General features: G+C 39.2%; 23 protein-coding genes. 3 read left to right on the top strand and 20 right to left on the bottom strand.

Annotated elements, in window-relative coordinates; genetic code table 11:
• The first annotated feature begins 129 nt into the window (after positions 1-129).
• A complete protein-coding gene (locus LPC09_RS24135) occupies positions 130-498 on the top strand; it encodes a VanZ family protein (RefSeq protein ID WP_098798604.1) in 369 nt (122 codons plus the stop codon).
• 21 nt (positions 499-519) lie between these two features.
• On the opposite strand, the gene spoIID is transcribed toward LPC09_RS24135, so the two are convergent.
• The 4 genes from spoIID to LPC09_RS24155 all read right to left on the bottom strand — a co-directional run bounded on the left by spoIID (position 520) and on the right by LPC09_RS24155 (position 5368).
• Entirely contained in the window at positions 520-1545 is a 1026-nt protein-coding gene (spoIID, locus tag LPC09_RS24140; RefSeq protein WP_098798603.1) for a stage II sporulation protein D, read from the bottom strand.
• 1380 nt (positions 1546-2925) lie between these two features.
• Positions 2926-4230 carry a UDP-N-acetylglucosamine 1-carboxyvinyltransferase gene (gene murA, locus LPC09_RS24145; RefSeq protein ID WP_231308628.1) on the bottom strand — a complete coding sequence of 435 codons (1305 nt, stop codon included), beginning with the start codon at positions 4228-4230 and terminating at the stop codon, positions 2926-2928.
• Between the two features lie 32 nt (positions 4231-4262).
• A complete protein-coding gene (locus LPC09_RS24150; RefSeq protein WP_231308629.1) occupies positions 4263-4991 on the bottom strand; it encodes a YwmB family TATA-box binding protein in 729 nt (242 codons plus the stop codon).
• Between the two features lie 146 nt (positions 4992-5137).
• Positions 5138-5368 (bottom strand): DUF1146 family protein, encoded by a 231-nt coding sequence (locus tag LPC09_RS24155; protein ID WP_098795469.1) that lies wholly within the window; start codon positions 5366-5368, stop codon positions 5138-5140.
• A gap of 447 nt (positions 5369-5815) precedes the next feature.
• Between LPC09_RS24155 and LPC09_RS24160 the strand changes: the two genes are divergently transcribed.
• Positions 5816-6313 (top strand): hypothetical protein, encoded by a 498-nt coding sequence (locus LPC09_RS24160; protein WP_098795468.1) that lies wholly within the window; start codon positions 5816-5818, stop codon positions 6311-6313.
• 239 nt (positions 6314-6552) lie between these two features.
• Here the strand turns inward: LPC09_RS24160 and LPC09_RS24165 are convergent, their stop codons facing one another.
• The 12 genes from LPC09_RS24165 to upp form a co-directional block, all read right to left on the bottom strand.
• Positions 6553-6951 (bottom strand): F0F1 ATP synthase subunit epsilon, encoded by a 399-nt coding sequence (locus tag LPC09_RS24165; RefSeq protein ID WP_098795467.1) that lies wholly within the window; start codon positions 6949-6951, stop codon positions 6553-6555.
• Positions 6952-6976: 25 nt separating this feature from the next.
• Positions 6977-8395 carry a F0F1 ATP synthase subunit beta gene (gene atpD, locus LPC09_RS24170; RefSeq protein WP_098795466.1) on the bottom strand — a complete coding sequence of 473 codons (1419 nt, stop codon included), beginning with the start codon at positions 8393-8395 and terminating at the stop codon, positions 6977-6979.
• A gap of 181 nt (positions 8396-8576) precedes the next feature.
• The gene (locus LPC09_RS24175; RefSeq protein ID WP_231308630.1) at positions 8577-9434 is read right to left on the bottom strand and encodes a F0F1 ATP synthase subunit gamma; all 858 of its coding nucleotides are present in this window, start codon (positions 9432-9434) and stop codon (positions 8577-8579) included.
• An 80-nt stretch (positions 9435-9514) separates the two neighbouring features.
• The gene (atpA, locus tag LPC09_RS24180) at positions 9515-11026 is read right to left on the bottom strand and encodes a F0F1 ATP synthase subunit alpha (protein WP_098795464.1); all 1512 of its coding nucleotides are present in this window, start codon (positions 11024-11026) and stop codon (positions 9515-9517) included.
• 15 nt (positions 11027-11041) lie between these two features.
• Positions 11042-11587, bottom strand: a complete 546-nt coding sequence (locus tag LPC09_RS24185; RefSeq protein ID WP_098795463.1) for a F0F1 ATP synthase subunit delta — start codon at positions 11585-11587, stop codon at positions 11042-11044.
• Positions 11584-12105 (bottom strand): F0F1 ATP synthase subunit B, encoded by a 522-nt coding sequence (gene atpF, locus LPC09_RS24190; protein ID WP_098795462.1) that lies wholly within the window; start codon positions 12103-12105, stop codon positions 11584-11586. The genes LPC09_RS24185 and atpF overlap by 4 nt, the downstream gene beginning before the upstream one ends.
• Before the next feature lie 294 nt (positions 12106-12399).
• Positions 12400-12615 carry a F0F1 ATP synthase subunit C gene (atpE, locus tag LPC09_RS24195; protein ID WP_098795461.1) on the bottom strand — a complete coding sequence of 72 codons (216 nt, stop codon included), beginning with the start codon at positions 12613-12615 and terminating at the stop codon, positions 12400-12402.
• A 76-nt stretch (positions 12616-12691) separates the two neighbouring features.
• Positions 12692-13426 carry a F0F1 ATP synthase subunit A gene (gene atpB, locus LPC09_RS24200; protein ID WP_098795460.1) on the bottom strand — a complete coding sequence of 245 codons (735 nt, stop codon included), beginning with the start codon at positions 13424-13426 and terminating at the stop codon, positions 12692-12694.
• A gap of 21 nt (positions 13427-13447) precedes the next feature.
• Positions 13448-13816: an ATP synthase subunit I gene (locus tag LPC09_RS24205; protein WP_231308631.1), complete on the bottom strand. Its 369-nt coding sequence runs from the start codon at positions 13814-13816 to the stop codon at positions 13448-13450.
• A 7-nt stretch (positions 13817-13823) separates the two neighbouring features.
• Positions 13824-14045 carry an AtpZ/AtpI family protein gene (locus tag LPC09_RS24210; protein WP_098795458.1) on the bottom strand — a complete coding sequence of 74 codons (222 nt, stop codon included), beginning with the start codon at positions 14043-14045 and terminating at the stop codon, positions 13824-13826.
• Between the two features lie 217 nt (positions 14046-14262).
• Positions 14263-16485, bottom strand: a complete 2223-nt coding sequence (locus LPC09_RS24215; protein WP_269217409.1) for a S8 family serine peptidase — start codon at positions 16483-16485, stop codon at positions 14263-14265.
• A gap of 100 nt (positions 16486-16585) precedes the next feature.
• Positions 16586-17215, bottom strand: a complete 630-nt coding sequence (upp, locus tag LPC09_RS24220; RefSeq protein ID WP_231308632.1) for a uracil phosphoribosyltransferase — start codon at positions 17213-17215, stop codon at positions 16586-16588.
• Between the two features lie 184 nt (positions 17216-17399).
• Between upp and LPC09_RS24225 the strand changes: the two genes are divergently transcribed.
• The gene (locus LPC09_RS24225; RefSeq protein ID WP_176550967.1) at positions 17400-19625 is read left to right on the top strand and encodes an MASE3 domain-containing protein; all 2226 of its coding nucleotides are present in this window, start codon (positions 17400-17402) and stop codon (positions 19623-19625) included.
• 43 nt (positions 19626-19668) lie between these two features.
• Here LPC09_RS24225 and glyA read toward each other — a convergent pair whose 3' ends face one another.
• The 4 genes from glyA to LPC09_RS24245 all read right to left on the bottom strand — a co-directional run bounded on the left by glyA (position 19669) and on the right by LPC09_RS24245 (position 25964).
• Complete coding sequence (gene glyA, locus LPC09_RS24230; RefSeq protein ID WP_231308633.1) at positions 19669-20910, bottom strand: serine hydroxymethyltransferase; 1242 nt, start codon at positions 20908-20910, stop codon at positions 19669-19671.
• A gap of 983 nt (positions 20911-21893) precedes the next feature.
• Positions 21894-23060: an IS256 family transposase gene (locus LPC09_RS24235; RefSeq protein WP_098798984.1), complete on the bottom strand. Its 1167-nt coding sequence runs from the start codon at positions 23058-23060 to the stop codon at positions 21894-21896.
• A gap of 338 nt (positions 23061-23398) precedes the next feature.
• Positions 23399-24577 (bottom strand): IS256 family transposase, encoded by a 1179-nt coding sequence (locus LPC09_RS24240; protein WP_231308292.1) that lies wholly within the window; start codon positions 24575-24577, stop codon positions 23399-23401.
• A gap of 814 nt (positions 24578-25391) precedes the next feature.
• A complete protein-coding gene (locus tag LPC09_RS24245; RefSeq protein ID WP_231308634.1) occupies positions 25392-25964 on the bottom strand; it encodes a TIGR01440 family protein in 573 nt (190 codons plus the stop codon).
• Between the last annotated feature and the right edge of the window lies 1 nt (position 25965).

Genomic DNA, 25965 nt, shown 5'->3' on the forward strand with positions numbered 1-25965 from the left:
ATCAGTTTGAACAGATTTTCTGAATTATATACACACCTTCAAAAAAATTTTTTTAAACTTTAGTATGTGTCTTGTTTATAATTATATGTATGGAATGTGAAAGTTTTTTAACTAAAGGAGTTTATGTATATGAAGAAAGTCATCTTCACCCTATTACCTCTACTATATATGGCGCTGATCTGGACGCTCTCAAGCTTCCCAGCGGATGCGATTGTGAACACACCATTTTCGTTTGATTCACTTTTAAAAGAATCGTTGCATCTTATAGAATTTGCGATTCTCTATTGGTTGATTGCCTTTGCATTCATGGCTCATGGACGTTGGACAGAGCGTACGAGCTGGATTGCAGCCGCTATCGCTATTTTATATGGACTAACAGATGAGATTCATCAGTCGTTTGTTCCAGCAAGGTCAGCTACGGTGATTGATTTTGTGAAGGATACAATTGGAGTGCTAGTTTCCTATTATATTGCGAAGAGAAAGTTTTTTAAAAAGTAAAAAGGAGCAGAATCTGCTCCTTTACTGTTTTGCTGTATATTTATTTAAGAATGGCTCGGCTTCCGATACCTTTGTTCCATTATAATAATAAGCAACGATGTCTTGATACGTTTTGCCTGATTCAGCCATGAAGTTCGCTCCGTATTGACTCATCCCAACACCGTGACCATAGCCTTTAGTCTCAATTACAACGGAGTCACCTTTAATTTCCCACGTAAAGTCTGCTGATTTTAATTCAAGCTTATCTCTTACATCTGTACCAGTAAATTCTTTCCCATCTATTTCAACTTTAGCTACGCGTTTCCCAGGCGTTAGCTCGGTTACTTTTCCAATTGTTCCGCTTGATGTATCAAGATTTACCCCTAATAGCTTTTCAAACTGAGAGATCGCAATAATTTTTTTCTCATAAAACTTCGGTGATTTTTCATCCCATGTGCTTTCTACGCTTTTTAAATAAGGAATCGGCTCTTGCCATACAGCTTCCGAGTTTTCTGTATATCCATTACTAGTAGAGAAAAAGCTTGCATCAATCGGCTGATTATCATATGTAAGTATTTGACCTTGAGTTGCTGCTACAGCCTCTGTAATTTTCTCCATTTTTTGTGTGTAATCATCTCCCCAAGCTGCTTTTAGCTCTTGAGGGGTTTTATAAACCTGGTGCATGATCGTATCTGTTACAACAGCATTCCCCTCTGGAACACCCAATGTTTTGCCACTCATCAATTGCTTCGTAATATATGTTCTTGCGGCAAGTGCTTGTGCTTTTAACGCCTCTGTTTCAAATTCAGCTGGCATCTCAGAAGCCACAACACCTATCACATACTCCTCTAACGGAATGTTTTCCACGACCTTTGCTTGACTTCTATATACAGGCACATCCAACGGTGATTCACCTAAAACGGGCACTTCGCTTTTGCTGACCGTTATTTCCTCACCTAATTTGCCTTTTGATTGCTCCATAAACGGTGTAACGAGAAGAGTTGGAATCAGAAGAATAATAAAAAATAACCCTCCAAGTGCAAAGAGAACTGGTTTAACTGGTTTCATGTTTACCTCCAATGATTAGGTTGAGTAGAATGTCTATAGTTCATCTTATGGTCATGGACAAGCAATTATGACTGGAAAAAGTGGGGACAACTAATATTTTGTAGGGGTGGACGAGGGTTGGGGATTTCGAGTTTTAGATGGTTATTTAGATATGTTTATTGAAGATGTTATTAGGTTTGCTGTGATTGTAGGTTCGCGAGAGGTGTGGGTGGGTATTGGGGCAGAAGTTTTTTTCAATGCTGGTTTTGTCTTGATTCTCACGGTATCGGGACAGAATCTTTTCTTCAATATCGGGTTTTGTCCCGATTCTCGCGGTATCGAGACAGAACCTTTCTTAATATACTGGGTTTTGTCTCGATTCTCGCAGTATCGAGACAGAACCTTTCTTTCTTTACCGGTTTTTGTCCCGATTCTCGGGGTATCGGGACAGAATCTTTCCTTCAATATCGGTTTTTGTCCCGATTCTCGCAGTATCGAGACAGAACCTTTCTTTCTTTACCGGGTTTTGTCCCGATTCTCGTGGTATCGGGACAGAATCTTTCCTTCAATATCGGTTTTTGTCCCGATTCTCGTAGTATCGAGACAGAACCTTTCTTTCTTTACCGGGTTGTGTCCCGATTCTCGGGGTATCAGGACACAACCTTTCTTAATATACTGGGTTTTGTCCCGATTCTCGCAGTATCGAGACAGAACCTTTCTTTCTTTACCGGGTTTTGTCCCGATTCTCGCGGTATCGAGACAGAACCTTTCTTTCTTTACTGGGTTTTGTCCCGATTCTCGCAGTATCGAGACAGAACCTTTCTTTCTTTACCGGGTTTTGTCCCGATTCTCGCGGTATCGAGACAGAACCTTTCTTAATATACTGGGTTTTGTCTCGATTCTCGCAGTATCGAGACAGAACCTTTCTTTCTTTACCGAGTTTTGTCCCAATTCTCGCAGTATCGAGACAGAACATTCTTTCTATGCTGGTTTTTGTCTCGATTCTCGCGTATCGGGCACCCATTTGCCTCATACATCAATTCTTCTTCTAATTATCAACGGAAGGAACCGGAGTAAGAGCTGCTTCAACCTTATGTACGACATTTCTCTTTCAACTGACCTCTCTTTTGTCGTTCATCACCCTTATGAACGACACTCTCCCCCCTACTGACCTCTGTTTTGTCGTTCAAACACCACTGGCTAATCCCTATAAAATCTCATTCACTTACTTTTCACCAAAGTTTTATAAAATTCCATGTATAATCTTCAACAAATAAAGGTATTCTAGTAAAGTCGTAAAAAGAATTAATTTCTTTACATATTTGTGAATAATACGCGTACTTATAAAAATAAAAGGAGCAGGGCGCCATTGCTGACTCCTGCTCCTTTTATGAAGGCATATTAATCTGATGATACAGCTGCTTGCTGATCAGATTTTGTTGTGATTTCTTCTTTAACACGTTCGATATCTGCGCCGATAGATGCAAGCTTATCGTGGAAGTTTACATAGCCACGATCTAGATGTTTTAGTTCAGTGACACGTGTATGGCCTTCTGCACATAATCCAGCTAGGATTAGTGCGGCACCAGCACGTAGGTCAGTTGCTGCTACTTCTGCACCTTGTAGCTTTACAGGTCCATTGATGATAACGGAACGTCCCTCAATTTTGATATCTCCATTCATACGACGGAATTCTTCAACATGCATGAAACGATTTTCGAAAACTGTTTCTGTGATCATGCTAGTTCCGTTAGCACATAGTAACAATGCCATCATTTGCGATTGCATATCTGTTGGGAAACCAGGGTGTGGCATTGTTTTTAAGTCTACAGATTTTAATTTCTCAGGTCCGATGACACGTAAACCTTCTTGTTCTTCAATGATTTTAACGCCCATCTCTTCCATTTTTGCAACAAGAGATGTTAAATGCTCTGGAATTGCTCCTTTTACAAGAACGTCTCCGCCTGTGATTGCTGCAGCTACCATAAACGTACCTGCTTCAATACGGTCAGGGATGATTGAGTGGTTAATACCTTTTAAGGTTTCCACACCTTCAATACGGATTGTTCCTGTACCGGCGCCGCGGATTTTACCACCCATAGCATTGATATAGTTCGCTAAGTCAACGATTTCAGGTTCTTTTGCTACGTTTTCTAGTACCGTTGTTCCCTCTGCTAAAGCAGCTGCCATGATGATGTTTTCTGTTGCACCAACACTTGGGAAATCAAGGTAAACTTTAGCACCTTTTAGTCTTCCATTTACTTCTGCTTCAATAAAGCCGTTTCCAACTTTAATTGATGCTCCCATTGCTTCAAAGCCTTTTAAATGCTGATCAATTGGACGTGAGCCAATTGCACAACCACCTGGTAATGCAACACGTGCATGACCATTACGAGCTAAAAGTGCTCCCATGACAAGTACAGACGCACGCATTTTTCTTACATATTCAAATGGTGCTTCTGTTGATAGCTCTTTTGATGCATCTACAATCACTTGATTATTTTCAAAATGGACATCTGCGCCTAAGTGGCGAAGAACTTCATTAATTGTATACACATCGGAGAGCGTAGGTACATTACTTATGATACTTTTATCTTCACTTGCTAATAATGATGCAGCGATAACTGGTAGAACGGCATTTTTTGCTCCTTCAACTTGCACAGTACCGTTTAACCTACGACCGCCACGGACGATGATTTTTTCCAAAGTATTCCCCTCCGCGTCCCAATTTCTCTATATTAATATTCAGACGTAATGATTGGTGTTCCTATAACGACCGTAGTTTTACCGCCCAATCCGTCAGTTCTTAATGCAATTTGTATGTTCATGTTGTTTTCATCTGTTGGAATGAAATCTTCCCATATAGGGGTTTTAGCCGATACCGAAAGAAAATCTGGTTCCTGCAGTTGTTCTACCGGTTTCGCCTCAAATTCTTTTAACAAGTTTTCTGATTTTTGATTCAAAACACCTTCCATATTATCATTAATGATTCCTGCCATACAAGCAAAAATTGTAGGTTTTTCATGAAAGATGTCGAAAGCATTAGTTTGGAAGTAGTCGTTGATGTTGTTCCAATTTTTTTGTGAGTTTACACCCTTAACCTCATAAAGGATATACGATTGTGATTGATTGTTTGTGAGGGTGTTTAAAATCTGAAGCTTTTCTGTTACATTTTTCTCTCTATTGTTAAAAACACCAATCGCTTTATAAACGTTATCGTCCTCTGAGAACGTCCAATTAAATTGACGGTATTGGTCTGTTATTTGTTTCACTTCATCGATTGATTGATTGCTGACAACCTGTTTAGCATATAAAGACCATTCTTTGATGTCAATATCTTGATGTTCCATACCTTTAGCAATTTGAAATAATTTCGATTGACGTTCAGTTGCTCCAATGTGATTTGCCACGAAACTAAAAAGTATTGACAACATTAAAACCATAATTCCTATCCCTTTATATCTCATACACGGCCACTTCCTCTCCTTAGTAACATTGTTACCGGATAAAAAGTGTCCATACGTGGAAAAAGTCGTCAATAATAGACAATTCTGTAAAACGATCAATATGTACCTATTTCCCGTTTAAGATCCGCTATAAACCAACGTTTTTTCTAAAAAAGTGATGGAAGTTGTTGTGACCATAATAAATAATCAAGGAAAAAATTACTTACTAATGATCCAATGGCAATGGTTAATAATATAAGAAGTACCTTCGCTTGAATGACTTTGCCCGCTTTAATCCATTTTTCAATGTTTAATGCTTGTAAGGCCCACCAAGTTACTGCGATGAAAGCAAGGTGTACAACCATACTTATTAAGGCCAGTTGTCCATAGTCGGGCATGCTTCACCCCTCCAATAATCCAAGTTTTAAGGATTATTTTTTTATTTTGCAAAAAACACAGAGCAATTTAAATCATACCTGTTTTTTTTCTAAAAACAACCTCAAAATGACCTATATTAGCGAAAAAAATGAATCTTTTTTTCTTGATGTGATATATACCCTTGAATAGTATATTGAGCTTTCCATGTAACATGATTGATTTTTACTTTTAATAAAAATTTAACGTATACTGTCTTTACTTTTACAAAAAACATGCTAAGGCCGATTAAGAAACTGCAGGCCAAAAAAGGCTCACCTTTCTATTTTACTACCTTTTATCATCCACTTACTTCCTCATTTATGAAAAAATTGTTACAGATTTTCCAAGCCATTTTCTGTGTTATACTTCAGAAGCAGCAGATCCTGCTGAGACATATATAGGTTTTAACAGGGAGAAGGGGGCAGAACATGCAATTAAATTTTGAAAACAACCACGATTCAATTCAAGAGTATGCTTCAACATTACCTTTCTTTGATAATATTTACGCAGCAAAGGCTTTTTATTACGAACATCGCCAGGAACATCTTAAGCTATTAGAAGAAATTTCAAAAGAGTTTAATGTACTTCTTGATTATTCCCCTAAAAGTCTCATTTCTTTAGAGGAATTTTATTTTCATTTAGTTCGAAACAACTATTTTTTTGACATACAAATAACGATTGAAGAGTTTGAAACATGTATGAGTCTGTATTTATGTGAAGTATTAGTTATGCATCATGATGATGCTGCTGAGTGGATTGTCGAAGAATATCCATATGCGGATCAGAAGTTCGTGATGGGCATACGATACGGACGTTTTCATCAATACTTTGAAAATCTGTTTCCACAATTCTATCTTTCACAAAAAGATGGAAGTCAACAAGCGCTGTTTAAGCGCTATATGAGAATGAGTATGAAAAGTAAGTGATTTGATTGCGGGTAGGACCTGGGATCGTTGAGACTGTGTATCGCGGATATACTCCCGAGAATCGCGGATAAAACCCGAGAATCGCGGATAAAACCCGAGAATCGCGGATAAAACCCGAGAATCGCGGATAGCCATCTTAAATCGAAAATAAATGCTTCTTTATTAGGATTAATACTCTTTAATCCACTCAAAATACCCCATACAAACCAAAAAGGATGGTGCCCGAGGCACCATCCTTTTTAAAATTTCGTTACGTTTAAACGGTTGATTGCACGTTGTAGTGCTAGCTCAGCGCGTTTAAAATCGATATTGTCTGTTTTTTGATTTAGACGTTCTTCAGCACGTTTTTTAGCTGCTTGTGCACGAGCTTCATCAATATGCTCTGCTGTTTCAGCTGCTTGAGCTAAAATTGTTACCTTGTCAGGTCGTACTTCGATAAAGCCGCCAGTCACAGCAACTAATTCAGTGCTGCTCCCTTTCTTTAGGCGAACTGCTCCAATTTGTAATGGAGCAACCATAGGAATATGTCCTGGTAAAATACCAAGTTCACCACTTTGAGCTTTTACACTCACCATCTCTACGTCTGCATCGTAAACTGGGCCATCGGGAGTAACGACATTGACTAATACTGTCTTCATACTCATACCCTCCTAGGTCCCAAAATTAGGCTTCTACACCCATTTGTTTTGCATTTTCAATAACTTCTTCAATACGTCCAACTAGACGGAACGCATCCTCTGGAAGGTGATCGTACTTACCTTCTAGAATCTCTTTGAACCCGTGAACTGTTTCTTTAACAGGAACATATGAACCAGGTTGGCCAGTGAACTGCTCGGCAACGTGGAAGTTTTGAGATAAGAAGAATTGAACACGACGAGCACGTGCAACTGTTAATTTATCTTCTTCAGAAAGCTCATCCATACCCAGGATTGCAATGATATCTTGAAGCTCTTTGTAACGTTGTAACGTTTGTTGTACCTGACGAGCTACAGCGTAATGCTCTTCTCCAACGATTTCAGGTGATAATGCACGTGAAGTTGAAGCAAGAGGATCCACCGCTGGATAGATACCCATCTCAGATAATTTACGCTCTAAGTTCGTTGTTGCATCTAAGTGAGCGAAAGTTGTTGCCGGAGCCGGATCCGTGTAGTCATCGGCTGGAACGTAAATCGCTTGGATTGATGTAACAGAACCTACGTTAGTAGATGTGATACGCTCTTGTAATTGACCCATTTCTGTAGCCAATGTTGGTTGGTAACCAACGGCAGATGGCATACGTCCAAGTAGGGCAGAAACCTCTGAACCTGCTTGAGTGAAACGGAAGATGTTATCCATGAAGAATAGAACGTCTTGTCCTTGATCATCACGGAAGAATTCAGCCATAGTAAGACCAGTTAAGGCAACACGCATACGTGCACCAGGTGGCTCATTCATTTGACCGAATACCATTGCTGTTTTCTTGATAACGCCTGAGTCAGTCATCTCGTGGTAAAGGTCATTTCCTTCACGAGTACGCTCACCTACACCAGCGAATACAGAGATACCGCCGTGCTCTTGAGCGATGTTATTGATTAACTCCTGGATTAAAACAGTTTTCCCTACACCGGCACCACCGAATAGACCGATTTTACCACCCTTGATGTAAGGTGCTAATAAGTCTACTACTTTAATTCCAGTTTCAAGAATTTCAACCTCAGTTGAAAGTTGATCAAACTTAGGAGCAGCTCTGTGAATAGGATCACGACGTGCTTCTGCAGCGATCGGCTCATCTAAGTCAATGTTTTGACCTAATACGTTGAATACACGACCTAATGTAACATCACCAACAGGAACAGAAATTGGTGCACCAGTGTCTGTAACCTCCACTCCACGTACAAGACCGTCAGTTGTAGACATCGCAACTGTACGAACTGTATCGTCACCTAAATGTAGGGCAACTTCTAATGTAAGGTCGATAGCGACTTCGTTATCATTCGCTTCTGTTTTAATTGTAAGGGCATTATAAATGTCTGGTAGTTGACCGCTCTGGAACTTTACGTCAACAACCGGACCCAAAATTTGAGTAATGCGTCCTTTATTCATCGTTTTCCCTCCTAACTATGAAATGCGTAAGCGCCTCGTTCAGGCCCGACAAGCATAAGACGATTATGAAATGAAGGCGTTCTTTGCCTTCAATTCATGATTGGCTTATGACTCGAGGGACTAGGCGCTGGAGCTAGACACCGAAACTAAGTAAGATGTCACTATTTTTAAATTGAATTTACTATTCCAACGCCGCCGCTCCACCAACGATCTCGGTAATTTCTTGTGTGATCGCAGCTTGACGTGCACGGTTGTATGTTAAAGTAAGTCCATTGATAAGTTCTTTTGCATTATCAGTCGCATTCTTCATTGCTGTCATACGAGCTGCGTGCTCAGAAGCCTTACTATCAAGCAGTGCTCCGTAGATGAGACTTTCAGCATATTGTGGTAACAGCACTTCAAGAATTTCTTCTTGATTTGGTTCGAATTCATAAGAAGTTAAACCTTTGCTTGAAGAAATGTCGGATAGTGGAAGAAGCTTCTTTTCCGTAACATCTTGTTGAATGGCACTAACAAAGTGGTTGTAATACATGTATAGTTCGTCATATGACCCGTCTGCGAACATGTTTACTGCTCCACTTGCAATGTCTTTAATACTAGCAAAAGATGTTTCATCACCAATACCAGTAATTTCAGAAATAACGTTCATACCACGCTTTTTAAAGAAATCACGACCCATTTTACCGATTGCAATAATGACGAATTCATCATTTGACTTGTGACGTTTTTGAATAGATTGGTATACAGCACGTAGTACACTACTGTTAAAAGCACCTGCTAAGCCACGGTCTGATGTGATCACCAGGTAACCTGTTTTCTTAACTGCTCTTTTTTCTAGCATTGGATGACTTACGTCTGTGCTACCGTTTGCGATGCTTGCAACAACCTCCTGGATTTTCTCCATATAAGGTCCAAATGCCTTTGCATTGTTTTCTGCACGGTTAAGCTTTGCAGCTGAAACCATCTCCATCGCTTTTGTAATCTGACTCGTCTTTTTAGTAGACGTAATTCTTGATTTTATGTCGCGTAATGATGCCAAAGGTTCTCACCACCTTTATTTAAAAATCATCTATTAACAGTCTGAGTGAAAGCCCTAGACGAGCCTTCACTCACAAATTATTATTGTTCAGAAGGAGCAAAAGTCTTTTTGAATCCTTCGATAGCTGCTTTTAGAGCGTCATCTTTTGGAAGTCCGCCAGTTGTACGGATTTCGTCAAGAAGATCTTTATGATTTTGTTCTGTGTATGCATGGAACTCATCTTCAAAACGAGTAATATCTACTACTGGGATATCATCAAGGAATCCACGAGTTAATGCATAAAGAATCATAACTTGCTTTTCAACTTTTAATGGTTTGTTTAAACCTTGTTTTAGTACTTCAACAGTACGCGCACCACGGTTTAATTTTGCTTGTGTTGCTTTATCAAGGTCAGAACCGAATTGAGCGAATGCTTCAAGCTCACGGTATGAAGCAAGGTCAAGACGTAATGTACCAGCAACCTTCTTCATCGCTTTAATTTGTGCTGAACCACCAACACGAGATACAGATAAACCTGCGTTAATCGCTGGACGTACGCCAGAGAAGAACAGGTCAGACTGAAGGAAGATTTGTCCGTCAGTGATTGAGATAACGTTTGTTGGGATATAAGCAGAAACGTCACCAGCTTGTGTCTCGATGAATGGTAATGCAGTTAAAGAACCTGCGCCTTTTGCATCACTTAATTTTGCTGCACGCTCTAACAAACGTGAATGTAGGTAGAAAACGTCACCAGGATATGCTTCACGGCCCGGAGGACGACGTAGTAATAACGAAAGCTCACGGTATGCCGAAGCTTGTTTTGTAAGGTCATCATATACTACAAGAACGTGCTTGCCATTGTACATGAATTCCTCACCCATTGTAACCCCAGCATAAGGTGCTAAGAATAACATTGGAGCTGGTTGTGATGCAGAAGCTGTTACAACGATTGTGTAATCTAATGCACCGTGTTTACGTAAAGTTTCAACAACTCCACGAACAGTTGATTCTTTTTGACCAATTGCAACGTAGATACATACCATATCTTGATCTTTTTGGTTCAAGATTGTATCGATTGCTACAGCCGTTTTACCTGTTTGACGGTCACCGATAATTAACTCACGTTGACCACGACCGATTGGTACAAGAGCGTCAATCGCTTTGATACCAGTTTGAAGTGGTTCATGAACTGATTTACGATCCATAACACCAGGTGCTGGACTTTCGATTGGTCTTGTTTTAGTTGTTTCAATTGGACCTAGACCATCTACAGGCTGTCCTAATGAGTTAACAACACGACCGATTAATGCTTCACCTACAGGAACCTCCATGATGCGTCCTGTACGACGAACTTCGTCACCTTCACGGATATCTGTGTAAGGTCCTAAAATAATAATACCAACGTTATTTTCCTCAAGGTTCTGAGCCATACCCATAACGCCGTTTGCGAATTCTACAAGCTCTCCAGCCATGACATTGTCGAGGCCATGAGCACGAGCGATACCGTCCCCAACTTGGATTACAGTACCAACATCGCTTACTTTAATATCAGACTGATAGTTTTCGATTTGCTTTTTTATAAGCGCACTAATTTCTTCAGCTTTGATGCTCATGAGTTTCACCCCTATCTACAATCTGTTTGCGACCAATTGTCGCTCTATACGTTCAAGCTTACCGCTAACACTTCCATCATAAATACGATTGCCGATTCGTAGCTTAACGCCACCAATTAGTTTAGCATCCACAACGTTTTGTAAACGAAGTGAACTCTTGCCAATCTTTTTCGCAAAAGAAGTTGAAATAGCAGATAGTTCAGTATCTGATAATGGGCGAACAGAGTATACGATTGCATCCTCTGTACCGCGCACTTCATTTGCACTTTGTACGAAGTGGTTAACAATTTCTGTTACAACATCTACACGATGACGATCAACTAGTAAGTAAAGCGTATTAACAACCTGTTGTGAAAGGCTTCCAAATGCTTCTTTTACGATTGATTTTTTCGCTTCATTTGTAACTTTTGGATGGTTTAGTACATCTATAAGTTCTTGATTCGTTGTAAATACTTCTTTTACAACGAGCAATTCGTTTTCGATTTGATCAATAACATTTTGTTCTTTTGCAAGTTGAAAAAGAGCTACCGCATAACGTTTTGCAACGATTCCATTACTCATCGACCTTCGCCTACCTCATTGATGTAGTCGTTAATCAATTTTTCTTGTTCTTGTTCGTTCAACTCTTTTTCGATTACTTTAGAAGCAATAAGTACTGATAATGATGCAACCTGTTCGCGTAACGCAGCAACAGCATTTTCTTTTTCTTGCTCGATTTCTTTTAAAGCAGAGTCTTTCAGACGTCCAGCTTCAGAACGAGCTGCTTGGATAATCTCTTCTTTTTGTTGCTCACCAAGCTTTTTCGCATTTTCCACTAGAGCTTGAGCTTCTTGACGCGCTTGTTTTAATAACTCACGTTGCTCTTCAACTAGTTTCTGTGCTTCTTTATTTCTATCTTCAGAACTATTAATTTCATTTGCAATATGTTCTTCACGTTGCTTCATAATGCCCATAACTGGTCCGAATGCATACTTACCAAGTAATCCAAGAAGGATTAAGAACATTACTAGCTGAAATATGATATCACCTGTGTTAAGGCCGCCTGTAGACGCACCTAAAGCAAGATCAAAAGTTAACATTGCTCGGTTTCACTCCCTTCAAGAGTTCCATGATGGGTTAGTAAGTTCACGGCTTCCGATGAACTTCGTATTTCTGCGTCAGCTTCTTCGTCGGCATCCTCACGTACGGTTGTACGCTCCGGTACCTCCTCAGTCGCTTCCTTGAACTACTCGTTCCTCGAAACCCTTTTATTCTTTACATAGTTTTAAAGTAAACTAAGTTAATCTATAACCAGTTTAAATATCTGTGCATAAAGGAATGGCGAAGGTTCGCTTTGAATGATCTTCGCCATATTTCCTACTATAACTATCGAATTATTCTCCACCCATTACGATGAATGCGATAACTACGGCGATGATCGGAATCGCCTCTACTAACGCTACCCCGATGAACATTGTAGTTTGTAATTTACCTTGCGCTTCAGGTTGACGCGCAATACCCTCTACTGTACGAGATACGATAAGACCGTTACCAATACCAGCACCTAGTGCCGCTAAACCAATTGCAATTGCAGCTGCTAATAAACCCATTGTTAAATTTCCTCCTTTAAATGTATGAAAAATAATATTACTTTTGTTTTAGTCCAATAAATTGAACATATATTGATTAATGGTCATGACTCACTTTGTGTGCCAAATAAACCATCGTTAACATAGTGAAAATAAATGCTTGGATTGCTCCAACAAAGATACTAAATCCTTGCCATGCTAACATAGGAATTGCAGCAACGATAGTGCCAATTATTCCACTTCCAAAACTTTCTGCATACCCGCTTGTTGCTAGACTAACAAGCAAGCCTAAAAGAATCTCACCCGCAAAAATATTTCCGTAAAGACGAAGACCAAGCGTTAATGTGTTCGCAAATTCTTCAATAATCTTTAATGGAAACATAAATGGCATTGGCTTGAAAAAGTCCTTACCATATTCAGATGCACCCTTCATCTTAATACCGTAGTAATGTGATAACGCTACTACAAGAACAGCAAGGGTTAAGGTGATGGCAGGATCTGCAGTTGGTGATTTCCACCACAATTCATGTCCTACAACAATGGCGAAAGGTAACCCTAACATATTTGATACAAATACATACATTAATAGTGTGATCCCTAACGTTAAGAAACGTCCGCCTGTTTGCCAATCCATCGTACTGCCGATAATATTTTTCACAAAATCGACTACCCATTCGATGAAGTTTTGCATACCTGTTGGTTTCATTGCTAAACTGCGGGTTGCAGCAATTGCAATGATAAAAACGATTAAACTAGCAATCGTAATCATTAATACGTTTGATAAATTAAAATTTAGACCTAAAAACTCTACCACAGGAGCTTCGTGACCCAATAGATTCACCTCTCTTCCCAGCTAAGCGCGTGAATGTTGAATTACATAATCTATCATAATAACGATATACATCGTCATTAATCCAAAAACAACACTAATCAAATCAAAATACTCGGGAAACTTTATCGCAAAAAAAACTGCGACTCCGGCTGCTGCCATTCTTGATGTTGTCCCTAACGAACCCGCTTTCCTTCCTTTAGTTAATGCGTCATCAAACTGCTTATGCTTTCTCACCATGATCCAGAGGTTGTACAAAGTGATGCATGTTCCCAAAATTAATCCTAGGAAAACAGACTGATATTCCGTGAATCCCCAACCTATAACATAAACGGCTAGTAGATAAAATATGTATTTTCGATATCTGCGAAACATCAGATGCATATCAAACATGAATTCTTTATTCTCCTGAGAAATAGTGGTTGACTAACTTTAGCATGGCATAAACACCTGCGGCTAGTCCTAGCAGAAGGCCTATGATTAAAAACAACGGTTCTGTTTTAAAATAATCATCTACCCACTTCCCAGCAAAAATACCAATTAAAATGGAGCCAACTAGTTGGGAAAGGATAGCTGACATGAGGCCCATCGCGTGTAACGGATGGCGTTTTTTTTGTCGCATTTTATAAATCCTCACTGTAGATTTATAACGGAATAAGGGGTTATTTACGGGTTTTTGTCAGAATTGTAAACCTTATCATTATACCCTCGTTTAGCATACAATAGCGTATATGTGATGTCAATGTGTTTAAAGTTAAAATGTTCACAATCTTATCGAATCCTCACAAATCGTTCACAATTACCCTCAATAACCCCCTTGACTAGGTACATTCACTTAATTATTCACCAAGTAAAATATCTGTTTCTATCAAGTCCTCTTTCCCACTTTTATTTGCAAAGATGACTCCTTTATAGTTTCCTTCAGGTATATCAAGTTCTTCTAGCTTCACTTCCTTCTCAACTAACCCACGGGGAGCATCGTGCAGCCAGTCTAAATAGCCGACAAATGCCAAAGTATCCTGATCGTACAAGGCAATCCCCACTTCATCCGCCCCACCTGGTAAGTACATCCGGTATTTATAAACCCCAGGCTCATCACTATAAGCAAATTCAAAGCCCATAATTCTCGGATAATTCGGCTCATCTACAACATACGCATAAGGAACTTCAATATCATTTCCATCTTGCTGTAATTTTAACCACCCTTGATGAATACCTGGCGTTAACTGACTTGGAGTAAGATCTAGGCTTATTTCAACCTGCTTTTTCTCACCTGGCTTGATGTTTATATTTTTTGGCAGTTCCCACCTAACCCCAGGTTTATTTTTCGGCATATCAAAATAGATATGTTCTTCTTTATTTGATTGATTATCTATTGTAATTTTTACTGTTTTTTTCGTTCGTGGATGATTTGTTTCATACTGTCCAAATGTTAATGAACCTGGATATACAAGAACTTTTGCCTCAACAGCTTCTTTAATATTAATTCTTCCAGCACCTTGTTCATTTGGCTTTAACACTTTTTCATTATCATTTGTTAATTTTGTTGCCGTGTTCATTAAGGACGCTTTTATTTGCTCCGGATTCCAATCTGGGTGGGCCTGCTTGATTAGTGCGCATGCTCCTGCCACATGTGGCGCTGCCATGCTCGTTCCATGTAATGCTAAATAACCATCAGGAACAGTGCTTTCAATTGCTACACCCGGCGCGACAACATCTGGCTTTATCGCCCATGTACTTGTAACAGGACCTCGCGAGCTAAAATCAGCAAGCTGGTCTTCTTCTTTCTTATACTCTGTTCGTATACTAGGATGCTGCTTCAGCTGCTTTCTAATCGCCGCCCCATCTTCTTTCGATATGGAGGCAACCGGTATATCAAGCGGTATCTCCAATGCCCCCGCAAAATTTCCTTTTACATTATTAGAAATGAGCACTGCTTTAGCTCCTTGTTCTTTTGCATTTAGCACTTTTTCGGTAAAAGAGATTTTCCCTCTTTCCACTAAAACTATTTTTCCTCTCACGGAATCTTTCATATCTTCTTTATAACCTAAAGCTGCATCAACAATCTCGTCTAACCCTTTTAATTGCCATGACTCCGCTCCTTGCAATGAGTGAATGGTGATCCCTTCTTTTATTCCGCCCACTTTTAGATAAGGCATATGTAGCGGAGGTGAAGACGCACCAACAGAGATCGCTTTTGAAGATGTTCCTGGAGAACCTACTGTCCAAAGGCCAGGACCTGAATTTCCGCTAGAAGTAACGGCAACAATTCCTGCTTCAACAGCTCGATCAAGCGCCAAACTTGTCGGCCAATCCGGACCATTCACATTGTTACCTAGCGATAAGTTGATAATATCTACTTTATCTTTTATCGCTCGATCAATTGCAGCAATCACTTGATCAGATGTTCCCATACCACCGGGTCCGAGCGCGCGATAAGCCACAATTTCTGCTTCCGGTGCCACACCTTTCAGTTTTCCATTAGCGGCAATAATTCCGGCTACATGTGTCCCATGAATTGTTTCACTTCCGTCCTGAGCCATTGTTTCCATCGGATCTTGGTCACCATCTATAACATCAAAGCCACCAAGATAACTTCTTCTTAAATCAGGATGATGATAATCAACACCCGTATCAATCACAGCAACCTTTATTCCCTCACCAGTTAAGCGATGATCACTTCGATCAAATAAGCCTCTCACATCCTCACCACCGATGAACGGAACACTTTCATCAATCTGTGATGCATAAGAAACGACAGAACTGGAATGAATAACGGCCGGATCTTTTTTCAAAGTCATGATGTCATCGGTTCTACCTTCAATTGAAAAGCCATAAAAAACATGCTGATAGGTTTGGTTGATCGTTAGTCGAGAGAAGCCTTCTATCTTTTTTTGGAAAGAATGAAAATCCTCTTTTTTGACGATTACCATAACTTTTTGAATTTCTTCTTGTGTTTTATTTGGAAGTGGAGGCCTGTTTGGAAAGGTTTCTCCAATTGCCATGTTAGGAAAACAAATTGTTGTCACAAGCATGATGTAAAGTACTTTTTTTATTCCCATCTTGTTCCACCTCCTTTATAGTTTGTTCGCTCATGGAAAAAACATGTACAAAAAAAGGCCAGAATCTAACAACTGTGTTAGATCTGACCTTATCTTTCTTCTATTTTGTTCCGTATAGACGGTCTCCAGCATCACCTAAGCCTGGAACGATATACCCGTGATCGTTTAACTTTTCATCTAAAGCCGCAATAAAAATATCAACATCAGGATGAGCTTTTTTTACAACTTCTACACCTTCTGGAGCAGCAATTAAGCACATGAATTTGATATTTTTTGCACCGCGTTTTTTCAAGCTGTTAATGGCTTCCACTGCTGAACCACCTGTTGCAAGCATAGGATCGACAACGATAAAATCACGCTCTTCTACATCAGAAGGAAGCTTTGCATAGTATTCGACAGGCTGTAATGTTTCAGGATCACGATACAACCCGATATGACCTACCTTTGCAGCAGGAATCAATTTTAAAATTCCATCAACCATACCTAATCCTGCACGAAGGATCGGAATGATTCCAAGCTTTTTCCCAGCAAGTACTTTTGACTTTGCTGTTGTAACAGGAGTTTCAACATCCACCTCCGTTAGTGGAAGATCTCTTGTAATTTCAAACGCCATTAAGCTTGCTACTTCATCAACAAGCTCACGAAATTCTTTTGTTCCAGTTTTCACATCACGAATATATGTAAGTTTATGTTGAATTAATGGATGATCAAATACGTATACTTTCCCCATCAAATCATCTCCTTTTCTTTGACACTTCAATAGATTTTACAGAAAAAAATGCATAGTTTCAAGCGAGTTCGTCTTATTTCTACATATATTGAAAAAACATGCCAGAACTTAGAGGAAAACCCTCTGTCTTTGTCGAAAATTTCAATATATAAGGTTTATCGTTAGTTAAGAAAGGCTGATCATCATGAAAGCATACCAGGACCACCATAAGGCCTATACGATCTCATTTATTTATACTTTCGTACCGTTACTCTTGTTATACCTCATTCAATTTCAATTTCAATCTTTTTATGATCCTAAAAATCATTTAAGTATACACTTAATTCTTGAAACGTATAGTGTGTTTATCTCGTTCATTATTTTTGTTTTTGGATGGAAGGCCTTTGGTCATAACCCACCAACTACCTTGCTATTTGTGCCCTTTGTATTTTTAGCTGTCGGCTATTTTGATTTTATGCACACAATAACCTATTCGGGTATGCCTCCGTTATTTGTTGAGAGTTCAATCAATAAGACTGCTTGGTTTTGGGTCGTTGCACGAGCAATCGAAGCCATTTCCTTGGCAATATTATTTTTTTATGATGAGAAAACTGTAAGGAATCTTAACAGAAAATTGATCCTATTAGGTACGCTTATTTTTCTTGCATTACTAACTGTTTTGATTTATACCTTCGGACCTCAAGCTCCCCAATTAATCATTGAAGGAACCGGACCAACACCTTTTAAAAATGTACTTGAATATGTTTTTAATGGCTTGCATTTCCTCTCATTTATTTTAGTTTTACGCAAATTAAACCATGTGAAAACAGATTCAAACATCTATTTAATATTTGCTTTTGTTCTTTTAATAATAGGCGGATTTCAAATTACGTTATATCAAAGCGTACATGATTTAGTAAATATTATTGGACATGTTTACAAAGCGATTGCCTACACCTTTATTTACCGGGCGTTTTTCTATTCTAATCTTCACTTAACGTTTGTACATAAAGAAAAGGCGGAGAAGAACCTAGCCGCTACACAAGGAATATTAGAATCATTTTTCACACACACACCTGATAGTATTGCTCTTTGTGATCAAAACGGGAATGTTGTTAAAGTTAACAAAGGCTTTGAAAAGCTTACTAAATTAAAATCTGAACAAGTTCTAGGAACACCACTTTCAAAAACGTTTCCACTATTTGAAAAGGAATTGAATGTTCTAATTAAGGAAGTATTAAAAGGGAACAGAATGATTGATTATGAAATTGGAGCAAAACCTCCTAGTTCAATTAGAGTAAACTTTACGATATACCCTATTTATTTCGATGAGTATATTCAATTTGCTGCTATAGCAAGGGATATAACTGAGGAAAGAGTCGCTAAAGAAAAGCTTAAGCAAGTTGAAGAAGAGTTAAAAGAAATGATACAAGAGCATCAAGGAGTTTTTGCTAAATTTAAAAAGATTGATGATTATTTTACGATTACTCTTTGCCACGGAGAGCTTCTAAATGATATGGGAATCTCCAGTGATATTGTTGGCTTTACCTTATATCCCGGCAGTTGTGGTCATCTCGGCACAACAATCTATTCAAATTTACAAAAAGCATGGGAAGGAAACGAAAGAACCTTTGAGTTTGAAAGACATACAGGCATTTATGCCGTAACTCTGAAACCGATTCTTCGTAATTTTGAAGTACAGGAAATTATCGGCTCCTGTATAGACATTACAAAATTAAAGAAAACCGAAGATCTCCTAAGAAAATCAGAAAAGCTCGCTGTAGTTGGAGAGATGGCAGCTGGTATTGCCCATGAAATTAGAAATCCGTTAACTACCTTAAAAGGTTTTACCCAAATCTTAGGTAAGGATGCCCAAGAGAGAGAGAAGCAATTTGTTGATCTTATGCTCTCAGAGTTAAGCCGGATCGAACTAATTACTAATGATTTTATGATTCTTGCAAAGCCACAAGCAATTAAATATCAAGAACATGATTTAAGAAAGATAGTTAATCACGTCTTAACCATCATTGAACCCCAAGCTATACTCAACAATATAGAGATTATTAGTAGAAATACGTCTGTGGAAGAAATTCCTATCATATGTGATGAAAACCAGTTAAAACAAGTCTTTATTAATTTAATAAAAAATGCAATAGAATCAATGCCAGCCGGCGGTCAGCTCGATGTGTCAGTGGAACTATCTCACAACGGATATGTTACCATCAACATAAAAGATACTGGCTGTGGCATTCCAGAACATGTGATCACCCGACTAGGGGAACCTTTTTACACATTAAAAGAAAAAGGCACAGGATTAGGTCTAATGGTAAGCTTCCGTATTATCGAGGCACATAAAGGGAAAATTGAATTTAGTAGTAAAGAAAATGCCGGTACAAAGGTTGAAATTAAGTTACCGCTGAAATCAGTATAAAAAGAGAGACCAACTTCATCATTCGAAGTTGGTCTCTTTCTTTTTATAAGTTACGGTATAAAGGGAACTTGCTTGTTAAGTTTTCAACGCGTTGTTTCGCTTCAGCAAGCTTCGCTTCATCTTCGTGATTTTTTAATGCAAACGCAATAATGCTTCCGATCTCATCCATTTCTTCTAAACCAAAGCCACGGCTTGTTACAGCAGCAGTTCCGATACGGATTCCACTTGTTACGAATGGGCTTTCTGTTTCAAATGGAATTGTGTTTTTATTAACAGTAACTCCGATTTCATCTAATACGTGCTCAGCCACTTTACCAGTTAACTGAAGAGAACGAACATCTACTAATAATAAGTGGTTATCAGTACCACCAGATACAAGTGTTAAACCTTCTGATTGAAGCTTTTCTGCTAAACGTTTTGCATTATCAATGATGTTTTGAGCATATGTTTTAAAGCTATCTTGAAGAGTTTCACCAAATGATACAGCTTTTGCTGCGATAACATGCATAAGCGGTCCACCTTGGATACCAGGGAAGATTGATTTATCAATTTTCTTACCGAACTCTTCTTTACAAAGAATCATCCCACCACGTGGTCCACGAAGTGTTTTGTGTGTAGTCGTTGTTACGAAATCTGCGTATGGCACTGGGTTTTCATGAAGTCCTGCAGCAACAAGACCAGCGATATGTGCCATATCCACCATGAAGTAAGCACCCACTTCATCAGCGATTTCACGGAATTTTTTGAAGTCGATTGCTCTTGGGTATGCACTTGCACCAGCAACGATTAACTTTGGCTTGTGAAGTCTAGCTTTTTCTAACACATCTTCATAGTTGATGCGGTGAGTTTCTTCGTCAACACCATACTCAACGAAATTGTATTGAACACCACTGAAGTTAACAGGGCTACCATGTGTTAAGTGACCACCGTGAGATAAGTTCATTCCAAGAACTGTATCACCATGCTCTAAAATTGTGAAATAAACACCCATGTTTGCTTGTGCACCAGAGTGAGGCTGAACGTTCACATACTCAGCTCCGAAGATTTCCTTCGCACGGTCTCTTGCGATATCTTCAACAACGTCCACATGCTCACAACCACCATAATAACGACGACCTGGATAACCTTCTGCATATTTGTTTGTAAGAACAGATCCTTGAGCTTCCATTACTGCTTCACTAACAAAGTTTTCAGAGGCAATAAGTTCAATCTTAGTTTCTTGACGAGTACGTTCTAACTGAATGGCTTCAAATACTTTTGCATCTTGTTCTGGTAAATGTTTCATTCGTTCGTATCTCCCTTCATTTAAAAAACAGTTGGTATTGGTTTTTCATCGAACTCTTTCACAACGTATAATTCCATCTATATTTTACACGCTAATGCGTTGGAATGTAAAAGATTTTCTGAAATAATTGTGAAGTTTTTCGGGTTTCGTGTCAAACTTTGTGTTAAAAGCGAATATTATATGTAGTTGATAATGCAAACATTCGGTTGAATAACACCCTCATGTTTATAATATACAACCTATTGTCGTTACTTTTTCTCACAATGTCAACCATAATAATAGAATATTTTGAGACTTCTTAAAAAATGTTTTGAGGTAACCGTTTGCAGGTGTTGTGACGGTTTTAGTATGGCTTAGGGTGGGAAGATTACGCTGGTGAATTCACAAAAATGTTTTATAACTTAAGGTAGTATGATTGAGATCTATAGTATGTTACAGGAGGGGGATTAGATTTGGATTGGATTGGGAAGTTGTGGACTTGGTAGTTACGTGTATTGGAGTGTTGTGTGAGTGTATGATATTGATATAGAAAATTGTGGCGAAGAAACTATAGTGAGATGAATTCTGCTTGGTGGATCAGGGCTTGTCCTAGTTCTCGTTGGATCGAGACATGATTTTACTTGTCTGACCTGTTTTTGTCCCGATTCTCGCGCTATCGGGACACCACTTGACTTTCCATACCCGTTCTTGTCCCGATTCTCGTGTTATCGGGACACCACTTGACTTTCCATACCCGTTCTTGTCCCGATTCTCGTGTTATCGGGACAAAACTTAACTCTCCATAGTCAAGTCCAGAATATTGTGTAAATTTAATACAATGTTTTCAACTACTACATTTGGATATGTGTATTATCCCCTACATTTTTTTTTGCGTAAATTCCATGGGCTTTCACTTACATATCCAGGGAAGGCTGTCAAAGGTTCCTCACTTTGACAGTCTTTCCTGGATATGTGATCATTCCATAATGGAAGCTACGAAAAAATTAGCATCTTCTTATAGATTTTGTAGAGTAAACAGATTCTTGGTATTCCATTAAAACAGCTCCTACTAAACGAAAAGCAGATTGTGTGTTTGGGAAGATACGAATAACTCTTTCTCTTCTTCGTACTTCTTGATTTAATCGTTCAAGAGAGTTCGTACTTCGTATATGAGGGCGCATATTCACTGGATGATTCATATATTGAATGGTATCTTCGAACCCTTCATCGAAAATAGTAAGAGCCTTTTCGTACTTTGGATTATTTCCAAATTGAGTCATCAGTTCATTCTTAAAGGTTCTGATATCTTCAACAGTGATTGCCTCAAACACACGCTTGATCATCATACGAATATCAGCTGAATCCTTTTTGGGCAACTTTTCAATAATGTTCCTTTTAAAATGAACATTACACCTTTGCCAGCTAGTACCTAAAAATTCACGTTGTATGGCTTTTTGTAAGCCTTGGTGAGCATCTGATATCACTAGTTTCGGAGACTGAAGTCCTCGTGATTTTAGCTGTTGAAGGAAGCGACTCCAACTCTCGTAATTCTCTGCATGATCAATACTTAGACCAAGTATTTCACGCTGGCCCTTATCTGTAATAGCTGTGGCAATATAAACAGCCTTTGAGACCACCTTATGGTGTTCTCTCACTTTGATATACATGGCATCTACAAAAAGATAGGGATAATATTTGACGTTTAAAGGACGCTTTGCCCAATCATTTACGATTGGATCTAATTTCAAGGTCAATGAAGAAACAAACGATTTTGAGACAGATTTACCACATAGCTGTTCAACTATTTGTGTTACCTTGCGTGTTGAGACCCCATTAATAACCATTTCCAACATGGAGATCACTAAAGCTTGATCACATCTAGCATATTTTTCAAAAACTGTAGTCGAAAACTCACCATCACGAGTTCTCGGCACCTTGAGTTGTATCTTGCCGATACTCATAATTAATTCACGTTCATAGTAGCCGTTGCGATAGTCACGACGGGCTGCAGAGCGTTCATAAGAAGCAGCATGTAGATAATCATCTCTCTCTTTTTCCATAAACTCATTTAAGACCAAAACAATTGCTGATTTAACTACTGCATCAATATCAGAATTTAATACAGAATCTTTTAAAACTTCCAAATCTAGGTTAAACTGTAACTGGGTCATCTTATTCCTCTTTTCATGTTTATCGTAGCTGAAAACATTGTAGCCAAGAGTGAATAAAATGAACCCTTTTTCTTTTTACACAATTATACGGACTTAATCTCCATTAGTCAAGTCCATATTCTTGTGTAAAAGTGTCAACAATGGTTTTCAACTTATTTAAAACGTGTATAGTAAGCAAGAATTATTTCGAATTTACATTGAGGGGCGGGCATGATAGCCTGGAGGGCAAGCCAGGGGTTGTAAAACTCCTGGCTTCCTGGCTTAACATCATGCCCGCTGGAGGCTCAATGTCAATTCGAAATTAGGAATTACCACTAGATTTTGATAGTGGTTTTGGCCTACATTTTTCTTGGTTTCCCTCTTGTAATTTGCTTCTTTGCTTGTTCCTCATTGACTTGCATAAGAACAGCTCCTATCAATCTAAATGCAGATTGAGTATTCGGAAATATACGGATAACTTGTTCTCTTCTTCGAACCTCTTGATTGAGGCGTTCCAATGAATTAGTACTTCTTATAAATTGTTGAAACCTAACTGGTTCATTTAAGTATTGAACGGCATCTTCGAAGCCATCCTCTAATGTTTGAATGGCTTTCTCGATCTTAGGATTTTCTCCAAAACGTTCAATAAATTCATCTTTAAATTGTCGTGCATCTTCAACACTGACAGCCTCAAAGATTCTCTTTAACCCTAGTTTTTCTTCTTCAATCCCTTTCTTTGGCATCACATTAAAGATGTTTCGCTTTAGATGGACTGTACAGCGTTGCCAAACAGTTCCAACAAACACCTCTTTTAGAGCCTTCTTTAGGCCAGCGTGTGCATCGGTTATGAATAGTTTAGGGGATTGAACACCTCGTGATTGAAGGTGTAGAAGAAATGCCTTCCATGCATCATAACTTTCCACATGATCTACTCTTATACCTAGTACTTCTCGTTGGTTATCTCCCGTTATGGCAGTCGCGATATAAACAGCTTTAGGCACAACACGATTATGTTCACGAACTTTGATATACATGGCGTCCGCGAAGATATAAGGATAATAGATTGTATTTAACGGGCGATTTGCCCATGCCTGTACGATTGGATCTAGCTTTTCTGTGAGGGAAGATACAAACGATTTTGAAACACTTTCTCCACAAAGCTGCTGAACAACATTCTTTACTTTTCGAGTAGAAACTCCATTTACAACCATTTCAAGCATAGAAAGGACAAACGCCTGGTCACACCGTGCATATTTTTCAAAGACGGATGGTGAAAAGTCTCCTTTACGTGTACGAGGAACTTTTAAACTTACTCTACCAATACTTAGAATAAGGTCACGATCATAGTAGCCATTTCGAGAATCAAAACGTTCAGAAGAACGTTCATAAGCTCCAACCTGTAAGTGGTCATCTCGTTCTTTCTCCATCACAGAATTTAACACAAGGACGATTGAAGCTTTGATGACAGCATCAATATCAGAATTCATTACAGATTCTTTTAAATTGTCAAGATTTAGGTTAAACTGAAATTGAGTCAAAATTAATTCCTCCACAAGGTTTTTCGTCGCTGATAACCATTGTGACCAAAAGGAATTAATTTGACTCTTTTTGTTTTTACACAATTATACGGACTTAATCTTTCCATTCCCGTTCTTGTCCCGATTCTCGCGCTATCGGGACAACACTTGACTTTCCATTCCCGTTCTTGTCCCGATTCTCGCGCTATCGGGACAAAACTTAACTCTCCATACCGGTTCTTGTCCCGATTCTCGTTCTATCGGGACACCACTTGACTTTCCATACCGGTTCTTGTCCCGATTCTCGTGTTATCGGGACACCACTTGACCTTCCATACCCGTTCTTGTCCCGATTCTCGTGGTATCGGGACACCACTTGACTTTCCATACCGGTTCTTGTCCCGATTCTCGCGCTATCGGGACAAAACTTAACTCTCCATACCGGTTATTGTCCCGATTCTCGCGCTATCGGGACAAAACTTAACTCTCCATACCGGTTCTTGTCCCGATTCTCGTGGTATCGGGACACCACTTGACTTTCCATACCCGTTCTTGTCCCGATTCTCGTGTTATCGGGACACCACTTGACCTTCCATACCGGTTCTTGTCCCGATTCCCCCTTATTCAAACATAGTTTTGCTTTTAAGGGTTTATGTTCGTATCCTAATTCACACTTCAGCCAAGACCTATCCAAATACCGCGACTGACCCAATACACGAGTCATTGAGTGCCCCTAGCCCTGTTCGTATGCGTATGATCGATAATTCAAAGTTCCGCTCATCTCCTCTCCTAATTTTGCGCAAAAAGAAAAGAACCAACCAAAGTTAGTTCCTTTTTAACGACAAGATTGATTTTCTGTAGTGCTTTCATAGACGGCCCGTGCGCCGCCGATTAGTTTTGGACGAGTTTTTGCCATTGTGACATGGGCAGAGCCTATTTCCGTTATCTTGCTACGGAGCGGGACGGCAACATGCTTTAAGTGCATTCCGATAAAGGTGTCGCCGATGTCGACTCCAGCATCAGCTTTAATAAATTCCACCACAACTGGGTTCTGCATGTGCTGATAGGCATAGGTGGCCATTGCGCCACCTGCTTTTCTCACAGGAACAACAGTTACTTCTTCAAAGCCCTTTGTTCTGGCAATCTCTTTTTCCACAACAAGTGCGCGGTTAAGGTGCTCACAGCATTGAAAGGCTAGTTGCACACCTGTTGTTTGGTGGATGGAATGGAATGTTTCATAAATCATTTCAGCTACTTCTTCTGTGCCGGCCGTACCGATTTTTTCACCGATTACTTCACTTGTGCTACAGCCTACAACAAGAAGATCACCTTCGTTAAGCTCGGCTTGATTTGTTAAGTCTTTTAATAACTCAGATAAATCTTGCTTCCATTTTTGAAGATTTGTCATG

The organism is Metabacillus sp. B2-18 (assembly GCF_021117275.1).
In the GTDB taxonomy this organism is placed as follows: Bacteria; Bacillota; Bacilli; order Bacillales; family Bacillaceae; genus Metabacillus.

Coding starts and splice junctions, on each gene's coding strand:
- LPC09_RS24210 (WP_098795458.1), bottom strand. CDS start 14,045: ATGCGACAAAAAAAACGCCATCCGTTACACGCGATGGGCCTCATGTCA.
- LPC09_RS24155 (WP_098795469.1), bottom strand. CDS start 5,368: ATGCCCGACTATGGACAACTGGCCTTAATAAGTATGGTTGTACACCTT.
- LPC09_RS24235 (WP_098798984.1), bottom strand. CDS start 23,060: ATGACCCAGTTACAGTTTAACCTAGATTTGGAAGTTTTAAAAGATTCT.
- spoIID (WP_098798603.1), bottom strand. CDS start 1,545: ATGAAACCAGTTAAACCAGTTCTCTTTGCACTTGGAGGGTTATTTTTT.
- LPC09_RS24225 (WP_176550967.1), top strand. CDS start 17,400: ATGAAAGCATACCAGGACCACCATAAGGCCTATACGATCTCATTTATT.
- LPC09_RS24245 (WP_231308634.1), bottom strand. CDS start 25,964: ATGACAAATCTTCAAAAATGGAAGCAAGATTTATCTGAGTTATTAAAA.
- LPC09_RS24215 (WP_269217409.1), bottom strand. CDS start 16,485: ATGGGAATAAAAAAAGTACTTTACATCATGCTTGTGACAACAATTTGT.
- atpE (WP_098795461.1), bottom strand. CDS start 12,615: ATGGGTTTATTAGCAGCTGCAATTGCAATTGGTTTAGCGGCACTAGGT.
- LPC09_RS24150 (WP_231308629.1), bottom strand. CDS start 4,991: ATGAGATATAAAGGGATAGGAATTATGGTTTTAATGTTGTCAATACTT.
- atpD (WP_098795466.1), bottom strand. CDS start 8,395: ATGAATAAAGGACGCATTACTCAAATTTTGGGTCCGGTTGTTGACGTA.
- atpA (WP_098795464.1), bottom strand. CDS start 11,026: ATGAGCATCAAAGCTGAAGAAATTAGTGCGCTTATAAAAAAGCAAATC.
- upp (WP_231308632.1), bottom strand. CDS start 17,215: ATGGGGAAAGTATACGTATTTGATCATCCATTAATTCAACATAAACTT.
- glyA (WP_231308633.1), bottom strand. CDS start 20,910: ATGAAACATTTACCAGAACAAGATGCAAAAGTATTTGAAGCCATTCAG.
- LPC09_RS24185 (WP_098795463.1), bottom strand. CDS start 11,587: ATGAGTAATGGAATCGTTGCAAAACGTTATGCGGTAGCTCTTTTTCAA.
- atpF (WP_098795462.1), bottom strand. CDS start 12,105: ATGTTAACTTTTGATCTTGCTTTAGGTGCGTCTACAGGCGGCCTTAAC.
- LPC09_RS24135 (WP_098798604.1), top strand. CDS start 130: ATGAAGAAAGTCATCTTCACCCTATTACCTCTACTATATATGGCGCTG.
- LPC09_RS24205 (WP_231308631.1), bottom strand. CDS start 13,816: ATGTTTGATATGCATCTGATGTTTCGCAGATATCGAAAATACATATTT.
- LPC09_RS24160 (WP_098795468.1), top strand. CDS start 5,816: ATGCAATTAAATTTTGAAAACAACCACGATTCAATTCAAGAGTATGCT.
- LPC09_RS24165 (WP_098795467.1), bottom strand. CDS start 6,951: ATGAAGACAGTATTAGTCAATGTCGTTACTCCCGATGGCCCAGTTTAC.